The organism is Cohnella sp. 56, from assembly GCF_037963805.1.
GTDB lineage: Bacteria > Bacillota > Bacilli > Paenibacillales > Paenibacillaceae > Cohnella.
On the sequence record NZ_JAZDQE010000023.1, the window covers coordinates 59,988 to 74,432 of the forward strand.

General features: G+C 59.3%; 10 protein-coding genes. All 10 read left to right on the forward strand.

Annotated elements, in window-relative coordinates; all coding sequences use genetic code 11:
* Positions 1-356: 356 nt before the first annotated feature.
* The 10 genes from VQ071_RS26885 to VQ071_RS26930 all read left to right on the forward strand — a co-directional run bounded on the left by VQ071_RS26885 (position 357) and on the right by VQ071_RS26930 (position 14,135).
* Positions 357-1,247, forward strand: coding sequence for an ABC transporter permease (locus VQ071_RS26885; protein WP_340517663.1), 891 nt, complete (start codon positions 357-359; stop codon positions 1,245-1,247).
* Positions 1,248-1,271: 24 nt separating this feature from the next.
* Positions 1,272-2,189, forward strand: a complete 918-nt coding sequence (locus VQ071_RS26890; protein ID WP_340517629.1) for a carbohydrate ABC transporter permease — start codon at positions 1,272-1,274, stop codon at positions 2,187-2,189.
* A gap of 61 nt (positions 2,190-2,250) precedes the next feature.
* Positions 2,251-3,888, forward strand: coding sequence for an extracellular solute-binding protein (locus VQ071_RS26895; protein ID WP_340517631.1), 1,638 nt, complete (start codon positions 2,251-2,253; stop codon positions 3,886-3,888).
* 49 nt (positions 3,889-3,937) lie between these two features.
* Positions 3,938-5,014 (forward strand): Gfo/Idh/MocA family protein, encoded by a 1,077-nt coding sequence (locus VQ071_RS26900; protein ID WP_340517633.1) that lies wholly within the window; start codon positions 3,938-3,940, stop codon positions 5,012-5,014.
* A 350-nt stretch (positions 5,015-5,364) separates the two neighbouring features.
* Positions 5,365-6,339, forward strand: a complete 975-nt coding sequence (locus VQ071_RS26905) for an ABC transporter permease (RefSeq protein WP_340517635.1) — start codon at positions 5,365-5,367, stop codon at positions 6,337-6,339.
* A 21-nt stretch (positions 6,340-6,360) separates the two neighbouring features.
* The gene (locus VQ071_RS26910; RefSeq protein ID WP_340517637.1) at positions 6,361-7,233 is read left to right on the forward strand and encodes a carbohydrate ABC transporter permease; all 873 of its coding nucleotides are present in this window, start codon (positions 6,361-6,363) and stop codon (positions 7,231-7,233) included.
* Positions 7,234-7,328: 95 nt separating this feature from the next.
* Positions 7,329-8,918: an extracellular solute-binding protein gene (locus VQ071_RS26915; protein ID WP_340517639.1), complete on the forward strand. Its 1,590-nt coding sequence runs from the start codon at positions 7,329-7,331 to the stop codon at positions 8,916-8,918.
* A gap of 24 nt (positions 8,919-8,942) precedes the next feature.
* Complete coding sequence (locus tag VQ071_RS26920; RefSeq protein WP_340517641.1) at positions 8,943-11,294, forward strand: helix-turn-helix domain-containing protein; 2,352 nt, start codon at positions 8,943-8,945, stop codon at positions 11,292-11,294.
* A gap of 1 nt (position 11,295) precedes the next feature.
* Complete coding sequence (locus VQ071_RS26925) at positions 11,296-13,248, forward strand: SUMF1/EgtB/PvdO family nonheme iron enzyme (protein WP_340517643.1); 1,953 nt, start codon at positions 11,296-11,298, stop codon at positions 13,246-13,248.
* Positions 13,245-14,135 (forward strand): dihydrodipicolinate synthase family protein, encoded by an 891-nt coding sequence (locus VQ071_RS26930; protein ID WP_340517645.1) that lies wholly within the window; start codon positions 13,245-13,247, stop codon positions 14,133-14,135. The genes VQ071_RS26925 and VQ071_RS26930 overlap by 4 nt, the downstream gene beginning before the upstream one ends.
* Positions 14,136-14,445: the final 310 nt, after the last annotated feature.

The window sequence follows — 14,445 nt, forward strand, 5'->3', positions numbered from 1 at the left end:
AGCTCCTCGCGTCAGCCTCTGTTCATTAAAAGGATAGCGTTGTCTGATGATTATAATACCGGTACTTGAAATTGCAACCCGCGATCGGAGCGTTGGCGACGAATGTCTGGAAAGTGACAGCAAAAAGTCTGGATCGTACGGCATGCGGCGGCGCTCCGGACCCGGCAGACTGCGAGATCGTGTCTGCGCCGCTCCGTAAAGTCCGAATAACCGGGGGCATATGGTCCAAATCGCTTCCGGTCCGGCAAGTATACTGAAGACGTGACAAAGCGGGAAGAAAAACGAAACAGCGCAGACAGGAAGAGGGGGACTGAACGTTGATCAACAGCTCATCGGGCGGCGGTCTGCAGCGCAAGATGGCGGGGATCGGCAGAAACTGGGGATTGTACTTGCTTTTGCTGCCCGCCGTGACGCTGCTGCTATGCTTCACGTACAAGCCGATGTACGGCGTTATTATTGCCTTTAAGGATTTCAAGCCGGCGCTGGGCATTATGGGGAGCCCATGGGTAGGCCTCAAGTACTTCGAGAAGTTTTTTAATTCCTACCAGTTCTCGATTACGATCAAAAATACGATTTATATCAGCCTGTACAGCTTCGCGACATTCCCGATTCCCATTCTGTTCGCGATATGCGTGAATCAGCTGCGGGCTAACCGGTTCAAGCGCGTGTTCCAGACGGTCACTTATATGCCGCACTTTATATCCACGATTGTCATCGTCGGCATCCTCATGATCGTGCTGTCGCCCGGCAACGGCCTGCTCGGCCATATTTATTCGCTGTTCGGGGCCGAAGCGCCGAATCTGCTCGGCTCTGCCAGCCTGTTCAGCAGCCTGTACGTGTGGTCCGATGTGTGGCAGCATGCGGGCTGGGACAGCATCATTTATATCGCGGCCCTGTCGTCGGTCGACCCCAGCCTGTACGAGGCGGCGACGGTGGACGGCGCGAGCCGCTGGCAGAAAATAAGGTTCATCGACATTCCGATGCTGATCCCGACGGCCGTGACGCTGCTTATTCTGAGAGTCGGCGGATTGCTCGGCGTAGGCTTCGAGAAAGCGTACCTTTTGCAAAACAACCTGAACATATCCGGCAGCGAAGTTTTATCGACCTATGTATACAAGATCGGTCTGCTCAGCTCCCAGTACAGCTTCTCGGCGGCGATCAATCTGTTCAATACCGTCATCAACTTCTTGCTGCTGATTCTGGTCAACCAGATATCCAGGAAATATTCGGAGCACAGTCTCTGGTAACGGAAAGGAGGGCGAACAATCGAGATGCAGACCGGGACTGCGGCAAAAATGGAGATGCGCATCCAAAAAACGCGCAACAGCGACAGGCTGCTGGAAACCTTGTTGTACATCTGGGCCGCAATTGTGCTTGTTGCCGTGCTTTATCCGCTTTATTTTATCGTCATCGCTTCGTTCAGCGACCCGTCGGCCGTCGGCGGCGGCCATGTATGGCTGTTCCCCAAGGGCTTCACGCTGGACGGCTACAAGGAGCTGTTCAAGCATTCGAACATCTGGATCGGCTATCGCAATACGATTTTCTATACGGCCGTCGGTACGGCGATCGGGCTTGCAGTCAATCTGTCGGCGGCCTACGCCCTGTCGCGGAAGGATCTGGTCGGCCGCAAGTTTTTGTCCTTGTTCTTCATTTTCACCATGTTTTTCAACGGCGGCCTGGTGCCTACGTTTCTGACGATTCGCGATTTTCACCTGTACGACACGTTCTGGGTCATGGTGCTGCCGTTTTCTGTCGCCGTGTTCGATATTATTGTGGCGCGCACGTTTTTCCAGACGGGCATCCCGCCGGAATTGTGGGAGGCGGCCCAGATGGACGGCTGCGGCAATCTCCGATTTTATGTGCAGATGGTGCTGCCGCTGTCCAAGGCGATCATCTCCGTACTGGCGCTATGGTTCGCGGTCGGCCAGTGGAACTCCTATTTCAACGGGCTCATTTATTTGCAGAACCCCGATCTCTATCCGCTGCAGCTGGTGCTGCGGGATATTCTGGTGACCAATCAGATGCAAAATGCGCTCGGCACGGGCGAGGCGGCCCAGATCGCGCTGCGGCTGGCCAATCTGCTGCGTTATTCCGTCATTATCGTCGCCACGCTGCCGATCATGTGTCTCTACCCGTTCGTGCAAAAGCACTTCAATAAGGGGGTGATGATCGGCGCCGTGAAGAGCTGACGAGGCGGCGGGGAAGGCTAGGCAATGGAATGCTAATCATTCGTATAAAGGGGCGTTATACATGGCGAAATACATGGCGAAAAAATGGATGTCGGGCCTGGCACTGGTCTCCGTATTGGGGACGGCTGTACTGACAGGCTGCAGCAGCGATAACGGCGGAAAACAGGCGGCATCCGGCAATGCGGGGAAGAGCCCGGCCGGCGAGTCGAGCGGCAGCTTCCATCAGGAGGGTCTGCCGATCGTCGACAAGACCGTGACGCTGAACGCGCTGACGATCCGCTGGGGCAACATGGGGGATTCCTTTGCCAAAAACGCGTGGCTGCAGGAGCTGGAAAAAAATTCGAACGTCAAGATCAACTGGCAGGTCATCTCCAACACCGACTGGGAAACACAGAAATCCGTCATGCTGGCGAGCGGCAAAATGCCGGATATCATCGTCGGCGATATGGCGTTCGGCGATGCCGATATTATGAATAATCTGGGCTTGTTCCGCCCGCTTGACGATTATATCGACCAATATATGCCGAATCTCAAAGCGGCGATGGCCGAAATGCCGGATATGAAAAAGCTGAGCACGTTCCCGGACGGCAAAATCTACTCGCTGCCCGCACGGCTGCCGTCGCGTCCGTACTCCTCCATACAGCCGGTTGTCAACAAGACCTGGCTGGATAAGCTGGGATTGAAGGCGCCGGAGACGCTCGACGATCTGTACAAGGTGCTCAAGGCGTTCAAGGAGCAGGATCCCAACGGAAACGGCAAGCCGGACGAGATTCCGTACAGCGATTCCAAGGATGTGGATATGAACCTGCTCGCGCCGTTCGGCATTACCGACATTCGCAACAACCATATGATGCTCAAGGACGGCAAGCTGGAATATATTCCGACCTCGGATGCCTACAAGGCAGGGATCGTCTGGGCGAACAAGCTGTACACGGAAGGCTTGATCGACAAGGAGACGTTCACGCAGGACAATACGATGCTGACGGCCAAAAGGCAAAATCCGGACGCGGCGCTGGTCGGCTTCTCCTACCAGTGGACGCCGGATGCTGTATTCGGCCCCTGGAGCAAGCAATATGAGACGATCGCACCGATCAGCGGACCGGACGGAAAAAAATATCAGGTCGGCGACCCGAACGGCTTGAGCTTCCGCCGCAACGAATTGCTGATCACGACCGCCTGCAAATATCCGGAGGTGGCTGCACGCTGGGCCGACCAGTTCTATACCGGCGAAGCGAGCATTCAGAACTTCTGGGGCGCCATCGGCACTTCGATCAGCAAAAACGAAGACGGCACTTATTCGCTGATGGACCCGCCGGAAGGCACAAGCGCCGACGCCTGGTACTGGGACAGCTCTCTGCGGGACTTCGGTCCGAAGTATGTCAGCCCCGAATTCGAAAAGAAAATCAAGCTCGATCCCGCTACCGGCGACGGTCTGAAGCTGCAGCTTGACAGTCTGGGCAAAAATTATGTGACTCAGCCGTTCCCCGACGTCATGTACACGGTCGAGGAATATGCGGAGATGCCTACGCTGACGACGGATATCGAGAGCTATATCAAGAGCAACCGCGCCAAGTGGATCACGAAGGGCGGCATCGACCAGGAATGGGACGCTTATGTCAAGAAGCTGAACGACATGGGGCTGCAGAAGCTGATCAAGATCTACAGCGATGCGTACGATCGCTATCAGAACGTTAAATAAAGCTTGCCATGCAAAGCAAAGCAGAGCAACAGGGAGTGAAGACGATACGATGAAAACCTATCGAATCGGTATGATCGGTCTTGGCGGAATGGCGCATTCGCATATTCGCTGGATGGCAGAGGAGGGCCGCTACGAGATTGCTGCGGTCAGCGACGTAAATGAAAAGGCGCTGGCGGAAAAGGGCGATGCGCTCGGCATTGCCCCCGGCAAGCGATACGCCGATTTTGTGCAGCTGATCGCGGACCCGGACGTCGATGCCGTCGTCTCCGTGACGCCCAACCATATTCATGCGGCGATCATCCGCGCCTGTCTTGAGGCAGGCAAGCCGTTTCTCGCCGAGAAGCCGTTCACCCGTGTCTTTGAAGAAGCGACCGCGCTTCTGGCGCAGTATGAACCGCGGCCGGTGCCGGGCATGATCGGCTTCAGCTACCGGTACACGCCGGCCTTCCGCTATGCGAGAGAGCTGGTTCGGGAGGGGAAGCTGGGCACGGTGCGCAGCTTCTCGATTCAATACCTGCAGAGCTGGGGATCGGTGCTGAACGATACGCCGTATATTTGGCGGTTCGACCCGGAGATCACCGGCACGGGCACGCTCGGCGATCTGGGCTCGCATATGATCGATCTGGCCCGGTTTCTGTTCGGCGAATTCAAGGAGCTGTCTTCGCAGCTGCGCACGCTCGTTCCCGAGCGGCGCGATCCTGCCACGGGCCGAATGGTCAAGATTGAAGTCGACGACTTTGTGAGCTTTCAGGGGCTGATGTCGGGAGACGAGGCCGGCATATTCCAGTCGTCGCGCAATGCGGTCGGCTCGGGCAATCAGCACGAGGTGACGATCTACGGCGATGACGGCACGCTGCACGCATCGACGCTTGATCCCGAGCGGGTCGTCTGGACCCGCGAGGAGGCGCCGGGCCGGCTCGCCCGGGCGGTCGTCGATGTGCCGGCGCAGTGCAAGGTGACGCAGTACGGCGACTTCCTGTCGCTGCTGGACGGCGGTACGCCGGACGGCCTGCCGGACTTCATGGACGGCTACCGCAATCAGGAGGTGCTGGACGCCGTCATCCGCGCGAGCAGGGAGCGACGTACGATAGGTTTGCCGGATTCGTCGGACCGGAAGCACGGATAGAGATGCGAGAAGCGGGCGGGCCCATGGGCCTGGCCCGCTTTTTTGAACCGTATTTTGGGTCGGACCATGTTAAAGTTCGAGGATTGTAACGTATGGCAGCTGCAACCGCACGCACACCTGGCGGCGGCAAGACGATTGAGGGCTGTGCAGGCAGGAATCGGACAGGAAGGGCGGACGCGCATCGCGTCCGCCTTTTCGGTGCGCGGTTTTTGTGTGGGAGAGGTGCATCAGATAGACAAATGCATCAACGCCCGGCATGGCGGAGAGGTGCATCATACGGTCCCTTTTTGCCAATTGGAACGCGGTATGGCGGCCGGTATCATGAGGGCAGACGGAAAGGAGGAGAGGTCATGCAAGTGCAGGATGTTCCCTTAAATAAAAGCCGGCGGCAAGGCGCGGCGCGAACGGCGGAGATGCCGTGGCGGCGGTACGCCTGGGGCCGGATCAAGAAAAGCAAATATTACTATGCGATGTTTGCGATTCCGTTCCTGTACTTTGTTTTGTTTTCTTATGTACCTATGTCGGGCATTCTCATCGCGTTCAAAAACTACAACGTATTCGACGGGATCGCGGGGAGTCCGTGGGTCGGCTTGAAGCACTTCCGGGCGTTTCTGTCCGATCCTTATTTCTTCACCCTGATCCGCAATACGATGCTGATCGGACTGTACCAGATTGTGTTCGCGTTTCCTGCGCCGATCATTCTGGCGCTGCTGCTCAACGAGCTGCGGCACACCGCGTTCAAGCGACTGGTGCAGACCGTAAGCTACCTGCCGCACTTTCTGTCAACGGTCGTCGTATGCGGCATCATCGTGAATTTCGCTTCCTATGACGGGCTGATCAACCAGTTTCTCGGTTTCCTGGGACTGGAGCCGATCCATTTTCTGATGCTGCCCGAATGGTTCAGAACAATCTATATCTCCTCCGAGATCTGGCAGGGGATCGGATGGGGCTCGATCATCTTTCTCGCGGCGCTGACGGGGATCGACTCGCAGCTGTACGAAGCGGCTACGATCGACGGCGCCAACCGGTGGCGGCAAATGTTCCATGTCACGCTGCCCGGCATTATGCCGACCATCATCATCATGCTGCTGTTCAGCATCGGCGCGATCATGGCAGTCTCGTTCGAAAAGGTGCTGCTGCTGTCCAACGGCTCCAACTTTGCGACGTCGGACATTATCTCGACTTACGTCTACCGGCGCGGGCTCGTATCGAGCGACTTCAGCTACGCAACCGCGGTCGGCCTGTTCAACTCGGTCATCGCGCTCGTCTTCTTGACGATCGGCAACTATCTGAGCCGGAGGGCGAGCGAGACGAGCCTCTGGTAAGGAAGGAAGGAGAGAGGCGTCATGTACAAAGGCTTCGGAAGCCGTCTGTTCGACTCGATCAACATCGCAGCCATGCTGCTGCTCGTATTCGTCACCTTCTACCCGCTCTATTACATCTTCGTCGTGTCGGTCAGCGGCGGCAGCGCGGTGATGCGCGGCGACGTGTCGTTTTATCCGATCGATTTTAATCTGAATACGTATTCGCTGGTGTTCCAGGATCCTTCGATCTGGCGGGCGTATCTCAATACGATCGTGTACACGGTCGTGGGGACGCTGATCAATCTGTTCTGTACCGCCCTGTGCGCCTATCCGCTATCCAAACGGGACTTTTACGGCAGAGGTTTCTTTACTCTGATGATCGTCGTCACGATGTTTTTCAGCGGCGGCCTGATTCCTTCTTATCTGCTCGTGCAGAAGCTCGGGATGATGAACACGATGTGGGCGATCGTGATTCCCGGCGCGATCAGCGTCTGGAACATGATCGTGATGCGGACGTTTTTTCAAGGGATTCCGAACGAGCTCTACGAATCGGCGGGCATGGACGGCGCGAGCGAGCTGACCTCGCTCATCCGGATCACGCTGCCGCTGTCCAAGCCGATCATGGCCACGATGGCGATGTTCTACGCGGTAGGGCACTGGAACAGCTTTTTCTCGGCGATGATCTATTTGAACGAAAAGGCGAAGTTCCCGCTCCAGATCATCCTGCGCAACATGGTCGTCATGGGAGAGATGTCGAACCAATCGCAGGAGATCAGCGGGGCTTATGCGGCGGTCACCGCGACGAACATCAAATATGCCGTCATCATTATTGCGGTGCTGCCCATCTTGCTGGTGTATCCGTTCATCCAGAAATACTTCGTCAAGGGTGTCATGGTCGGATCGCTGAAAGGCTGACAAGCGGTTATTGCGCGCGCATGCCCGGGAACTGGTTGTTGACCCGGGTCGGCGTTCGAATAATAATAAATGAACAAGACAGGGGAGACAGGACAATGGCAAAAAGAAAAGGGTTCCAGCTGCTGGCGGTGAGCGCCCTGCTCGCGACACTCGTCTCGGCGTGCAGCGGCGGCGGTTCGAACGGCGCGGCGGGCGAGTCCGCGGGCGCTTCGAGCGGCGCCGGAAATGCGAGCACGAAGCCGGCGGCCGGCGGGACGGCAGCCGCGCAGCAGAAAGTAACCGTGCGCTGGATGCGGGGCGAGAATCCGTCCCAGGCGATCAAGACGGATACGCCGGTGCTGCGCGAGATCGCCAGGCAGACCGGAGTCACCATCAATCTGGAGCCGGTGCCGGGCAGCAACTACGTGGACAAGAAGCGGGCGCTGCTGGCGACGAACAACATTCCCGACATCATCGGCCTGGAGTCCAAGGAAGTGGCCGAGTTCGCGGGCACGGGCATGTTCGTCCCGATCTCGGATTACCTGGACCGGATGCCGAACCTGACCAAGGCCATCGAGGAGAACCCGGAGATCAAGAAGCTGTATGTGGACGGCAAGCTGTACTCGCTGCCGATTACCGAGCAGTTCAAGATTCAGGGCGGCAAGACGCTGCTGATCCGGACCGATATTCTCAAGGAGCTGGGGCTTGAGACGCCGAAGACGTTCGACGAGCTGTACACGGTGCTGGCGGCGATGAAGAAGGCTTATCCGGATTCCTATCCCTGGACCGCGCGCGGCATGTCGTTTATGGATGCGCTCTCATTCGGCATGGGCAGCGGCTACGGCATGACCTACGACCCGGACGCCGACAATTACTTCTACGGCACGAACAAGCCGGAATTCAAGGAAGTGCTGACTTATCTCAACAAGCTGTACAGCGAGAAGCTGCTGGACCCGGACTTCGCGGTCAATACCAAGCAGAACTGGGACGAGAAGCTGAGCACGGGCAAGTCGTTTTTCTACTATGACAATAACCAGTTCGCGGTCAACTACAATGCGACGCTGCAGGAGACGGATTCGAATGCCAAGTTCGACCGCATCCCGTATCTCCGGAATGCCAAGGGCCAGACGCGCGGCTGGCTGTACCCGAAGGGCTGGCTGGTCGACAATTACGCCATCAGCGCGAAGACCAAAAATCCGGAAGCGCTGATCGGGATGTTCGATTGGATGTACGGACCGGAAGGCACGACCGTCACCAATTACGGCGTGGAAGGCGAGACCTACGAGCTGGTCGACGGGAAGCCGCAGATCAAGGCGGATGTGCTGGAGAAGTACAAGACGGCGGCCGATCCGGCGCGCGTGATGATGTCCGAGATCGGTGCGGGGCTGCTGGCCCTGGCTGTGCGGGTGGACGAAGGTCCGACCAAGCAGGTGACGCATCCGGATCTGGTGCGCTGGGGCGAAGAGCTGGTCGCCGATCCGGGCGCGGTGATCGTACCGGGGCTCGCGCCGGGCTTCACGTCCGAAGAGAACGAGTCGATCAAGGAAATCACGACGAAAACGTCCGTGCTGGAGCAGGATGTCGTGAAGTTCATCATGGGTACCAAGCCGCTGTCTCAATTCGACGCCTGGGCGGGCGAGTTGACGAAGGCCGGGGCGGACAACCTGGAGAAAATTTACAACGAAGCGTATAACCGCACTAAATAATAGGCAATGAGGAGGGTCCCGAAGATGAACAAGTGGCTTGAACTGCTGCGCATGAACAAACTGTTCATTCGGATCCTCCTCTACTTTTTGTCCCTGGTGGCGCTCGTCATCGTCATCGGGGTTTTTTCCTATACGAAATTCGTGACCGAGGCGAAGCGGGAGTACAACGACAAGATCGCCATGAACCTGGCGTCCGCGTCGAATACGGTGGACAGCTACCTGCAGACGATCCACGAGTCGAGCGTGAGCTTCTTCGGAGATCCCGCGGTCGCCCGGCTGCTCAAGCCGAGGGAGCTGTATACGGACGAGGAGCTGGCGGATCTGTACCTGCTGCCGCAGAGCGTCGGGCGAACGAGGTTCGGCTTGAACCGGTTTATCGACGAGCTGTTCGTTTACGCCGACGACCACAGCGTGTTCACGGCCAGCGGCATCAACGGCTTTGACGCCTTTTTCGATAAGTTTTATGTGTACGAGGGGATGAGGGCGGCGGATTGGCAGGCCAAGCTTCGGGAAGGGGGCTACTTCGAGGTGCTGAAGCCGATGACCGTACGGGATTCGTTCGGGCAGAAGCGGGTCGTCTCCGTCTTGGCCGTCAACCAGTCCGGCAGATACCCGGCCGCCATGGTCGCCACCATCCGGGTGAGCGAGCTGCTGCGCACCATGGACGTCATCCTCGAGCCGGGAGTCACCCGCGTCGTCGTCACCGACGGCGGCGGCGGGACCATCCTCTCGTCTGATCCCGAGTTCCCCGGCAGCGAGTCTGTCGGTCGGCTCGAAGCGCGCGGCGGATCGGAGTTCGGGGGAAGCGCCGTGGAGCTGAACGTCGGGGGCGCCGCCTACACCGTCTCTGCCATCTCAAGCGATCTGTACAACTGGAAGTTCTACGCCTTCACGCCGGTCGACGAGTTCAGGCGCCAGGCGTCCGGCATGCTGAACCTGATCGTGGGCATCTGCCTGCTGCTGTGCGTGATCGGCTGCCTGTTCTCGTTCATCTTCTCGTTCAAGATCTACAACCCGATCCGCAAGCTGGGCGAGGTGCTGGCCGACAAGGGCAGCGGCTTGAACTGGCAAGAGGGCAAAGCGGCGGGCGTGGGTGATCTGGAGCGGATCGGCAGCGGCATTCACCAGCTGATCTCTTACCGCCACCGGTACCAGGATGAGCTGCAGACGTTGACGCGGGAATATCTGGACCATGCGCTGTACCAGCTCATGAACGGCAGCGAGCGCCGCAGCGACCAGAACGAAGAGCTGCTGCGCACGATGCGGGAGCGGCTGTCCTTTCAAGAACCGGGCTATGTCTGCGTCGTCGTGTCGTTCGAGTTCCTGGGCGGCTTCTACAGCGATCTGCAGGACGTCGACCGGATCGTCATCCAGAGCAAGCTGAAGAAGGTGATCGCGGGCCTGCTCAAAGACTTCATGAAGCTGTATGTCGTGGAAGCGCGCAAAAATACGTATCTCTGCGTGGTGAATCTGGGCGAACACGAGGGGACGGATTCCATCGATCGGGGGCTTGACCGGCTCATCCAGACGTTTATCCAGGACTGGGCGTACTGCCGAATCCATATCGGCATCGGCCATTGGCGCGAGGGGATGACGGGCATTACACGGTCGTACCGGGAGGCGCTCGCCGCCCTGCAGACGATCGACGGCCAGCATCCGTTCCGGATCGCGCACGCGGGCGAGCTGAAGGCGGAGCCGGGCAAGCATTTTACGTTTGCAGACGAGAACAGACTGCTGAATCTGCTGAAGGTCGGCGACAAGCCCGGCTTGACGGCGCTGGCGGAAGAAATGCTCGACGTGACGGAGAAGCGGAGCGCATCGTTCGGCGTGCGCACGCTGCTCCTCGGCGAGATGTACGGGACGGCCCTTCGCTATGCCAAGGAGCGGGGCATCGAGCTCGGCGGCATTCTTGGGGAAGCCGAGCATGCGCAGCTGGCCGGCCCCTGCGAGCTGCCGGCAGAGCTTCAGCGCAACCGGGGCTTGCTGGTTCGTTTTATGCACGGGATCGTCGACCACGTGGCCGAGCAGCACAGACCGCCCGGCAAGTCGTCGGAGCTGGCGCTGCTGATCCGGCAGTACGTCGAAGAAAACTATGCATCCGACTTGTACCTGGAGTCGATCGCGGAGCAGATGAACGTGTCGATGAAGTACGCCTCGCGCGTATTCAAAGCCAAGTTCGAGATGAACCTGACCGACTATATCAGCCAGCTGCGCATCGAGAAAGCCAAGGCGCTGCTCGCGGAGAGCGGCCTGTCGGTGGGAGAGATCGCCGAGCGGGTCGGATTTTTCAACCGTACGACCTTTCTAAGGACGTTCAAGCGGATAGAAGGCGTATCGCCGAATGATTATCGCAAAGCGAGCGGGGAGGATGAATGAAATGGCGCTTAACCGGCTGCCGGAAGAACGCGAATACAAAAACGCGATCGGGATGCGGCTTGCAAGAATCGAACCCGGGCATTTTCTGATGGGGAGCGAGCGCGGAGATCTGGACGAGCTGCCCGTACATCGGGTCGAGGTCACGAGACCTTTCTATATGGGCGTCCATCAGGTGACGAATGCCGAATACGAGCGGTTCGATCCGCGCCACCGGGAGCTGCGAGGCAAGCTGGGCTTCTCGCTGGCGGACGACGAGGCGGTGGTGTTCGTCAGCTGGCACGAGGCGGCGGCATATTGCCGCTGGCTGTCGGAGCGGGACGGCAGGCCGTACCGGCTGCCGACGGAAGCGGAGTGGGAGTATGCCTGCAGAGCCGGCACGCTGTCGGAGTATTCGACGGGCGACGCCTTTCCGAGAAGCCGCTACAGGAACCAGCAGCACAGCTGGTATCCGGACCCGGTCAAGACGAAAAAGGAATTCGAGGTGGTGCCGCTGACGGTCGGACAATTCGAGCCGAACGCCTGGGGGCTGCACGATATGCACGGCAACGTGGAGGAGTGGGTGCTGGACTGGTACGGCCCTTATGCGGAGGGCGAGCAGTCGGACCCGGTCGGACGGGCGGACGGCGACTTCAAGATCACGCGGGGCGGCAGCCACTCGACGGACGTCCGCTACCTGCGTTCCGCCGAACGGATGGCGACGCTGCCGGAAGACAAGCACTGGCTGATCGGCTTCCGGGTCGTGCTCGGGGAGCTGCCGGCTGCCGTGCCGCTGCCGCCGGCGGAGCCGTATCCGTACCAGATCGGCGTATCGCAGACGGTGCCGGATGTGACGGACTTGCCGAATGAAGCCGCCAAGGCGGACTCGCCGTATTTTGCCAAGCCGAAGGTATACGTGAAGCTGACGCCCTCGGAGCGGGGACCCTTTTACCGTCATAATCATTCGCCATACGTCGCAGAGACGCCGAACGGAGATCTGCTGGCCGCCTGGTTTACGACGAACGAGGAGAGCGGCCGGGAGATGAAGCTGGTCGCGAGCCGGCTGCGGCATGGAGCGGAGGAATGGGACGACGCTTCGCTCTTCTGGGATGCGCCCGACCGCAATATGACCGGCGGCGCGTTCTGGGTGGACGAAGCCGGCAAGCTGTTCCATATCTGCGGACTCGGCGCCGCGGGAACGTGGGGGACGCTCGTTCAGGTGCTGCGGACGTCGACGGACAACGGGGTTACCTGGAGCAAAGGCACAATCCTGTATCCGGAGCACGGCGTGCGCACGATGCCGATTCCGTCGCTTTTCAAGACCCGATCGGGCGCGCTGGTGCTGTCCTGCGATGCCGAGACGGGCAGCACGGGCGGCAGCACGGTATGGATCAGCAACGACGAAGGCGACTCCTGGTACGATGCCGGCGGGCTGATCCGCGGGATTCACGCGCCGGTCGAGGAGCTGAGCGACGGACGTCTGCTGGCGTTCGGGCGGGGAGACGAGATGCATGGACGCATGGCCCAAAGCATCTCGGCGGATATGGGACGCACGTGGCGCTATGAAGAGAGCGAGTTCGATCCGATCGGGATGGGGCAGCGCGCCGTACTTCGCAGATTGAAGGAGGGGCCGTTATTTTTGGCTTCCTTTGCGGACGGAATGGAGATCGTGGACCGCTCCGGACAGACGCGCAAGATCACCGGCCTGTTCGCGGCCGTCTCGTACGACGACGGGGAGACCTGGCCTTGCAAGCGGCTGGTGTCGACCGACGAGGACGGCGGCGTATGGGACGGCGGCGCCTGGACCGGGGAGTTCCGGATGGACCGGAGCCACGCGGAGCCCAAAGGTTACCTGGCGATGGTGCAAGGACGAGACGGGATCATCCATTTGCTGAGCAGCAGAATTCACTATGCCTTTAATTTGCAGTGGGTGCTCGAGCGCTCGCCTGCGCTGACGATGGAGGTCGCGGGAAAATGAAAAAGCTGTACGGTGTGACGACGGCGATGGTGACCCCATTCGACGAGCGGGGCAAGGTGGATCCGGGATCCGTGGCCCGGCTGACCGAGTTCCTCATCGGCAAAGGCGTTCACTGCCTGTACCCGCTCGGGACGACAGGCGAGATGCTGCGGCTGACGCCGGAGGAGCGCAAGGCGGTGGCGGAGGAGGTCGTGCGAACGGCGGCGGGCCGGGTGACGGTCTATATCCATGCCGGAGCGGCTACGCAGGAGGAGACGAGAGCCTTGGCGCGGCATGCCCAAGAGATCGGCGCGGACGGGATCGGCGTCGTGACGCCCGTCTTCTTCGGCGCGAACGACCGGGAGCTGGAAGCCTATTTCGTGGACATCGCTTCGTGCGTGCCGGACGATTTTCCGGTATATCTGTACAATATCCCGCAATGCGCCGCCAACGACCTGAAGACGGACACCGCGCAGCGGATCGCCGACCGGTGCCAGAACGTCGTCGGCATCAAATACAGCTATCCCGACTTCCTCCGCACCAACGAATATATCGGCATCCGGTCCGGCGACTTCTCCGTCATGCAGGGCGCGGACCGCCTGTTCCTCGCCGCCCTGGCGCTCGGCTGCGACGGCGTCGTGTCCGGCGTCTCCTGCGTGTTCCCGGAGCCGTTCGTTGCCGTGTACGACGCCTACCTGGCAGGGGATCTGGACAAGGCCAGGCAGCTTCAGCGGACGGCCGTCGCTTGCTGCGAAGCCGTTCGCAGCGGCAGCAACATGGCCTACTTCAAGGAGGCGCTCCGCTGGCGCGGCGTGGATGCCGGCCATATGCGGGCGCCGCAGCTGGACCTGCCGCCGGAGGAGGTCGAGGCGCTGCATCGTCTGCTTGGGGAGCTGCCTGGATTTTGACCTTGCTCTCATCGGTATTTTTAACCTGTCGCCATGACCAAGAACAGTTCGCAAGTCGGACTGTTCTTTTTTAGGTGCGCCCGGCATGGGCGAAGTCGTGAGATCAGCCTGCCTTTGACCAGGCAATCGGTATTTTCACAATTCGCAGCACAATTCATTTACACAGGAACGTATGTGCGGTATAATTGGAATTAATTGGGTATTTTTTATCGGGATAAACTAAAGGCGGTGGAGGCTACCTATGAAGATGAAGACGTTCAAACGGACGGGTAACCGGTTGAACCGCGGGTTGGATCCCGCTGCTACGGTT

Excerpts from the sequence above, each read along its gene's own strand:
- VQ071_RS26885 (WP_340517663.1), top strand. The coding sequence starts at position 357 with ATGGCGGGGATCGGCAGAAACTGGGGATTGTACTTGCTTTTGCTGCCC.
- VQ071_RS26890 (WP_340517629.1), top strand. The coding sequence starts at position 1,272 with ATGCAGACCGGGACTGCGGCAAAAATGGAGATGCGCATCCAAAAAACG.
- VQ071_RS26895 (WP_340517631.1), top strand. The coding sequence starts at position 2,251 with ATGGCGAAATACATGGCGAAAAAATGGATGTCGGGCCTGGCACTGGTC.
- VQ071_RS26900 (WP_340517633.1), top strand. The coding sequence starts at position 3,938 with ATGAAAACCTATCGAATCGGTATGATCGGTCTTGGCGGAATGGCGCAT.
- VQ071_RS26905 (WP_340517635.1), top strand. The coding sequence starts at position 5,365 with ATGCAAGTGCAGGATGTTCCCTTAAATAAAAGCCGGCGGCAAGGCGCG.
- VQ071_RS26910 (WP_340517637.1), top strand. The coding sequence starts at position 6,361 with ATGTACAAAGGCTTCGGAAGCCGTCTGTTCGACTCGATCAACATCGCA.
- VQ071_RS26915 (WP_340517639.1), top strand. The coding sequence starts at position 7,329 with ATGGCAAAAAGAAAAGGGTTCCAGCTGCTGGCGGTGAGCGCCCTGCTC.
- VQ071_RS26920 (WP_340517641.1), top strand. The coding sequence starts at position 8,943 with ATGAACAAGTGGCTTGAACTGCTGCGCATGAACAAACTGTTCATTCGG.
- VQ071_RS26925 (WP_340517643.1), top strand. The coding sequence starts at position 11,296 with ATGGCGCTTAACCGGCTGCCGGAAGAACGCGAATACAAAAACGCGATC.
- VQ071_RS26930 (WP_340517645.1), top strand. The coding sequence starts at position 13,245 with ATGAAAAAGCTGTACGGTGTGACGACGGCGATGGTGACCCCATTCGAC.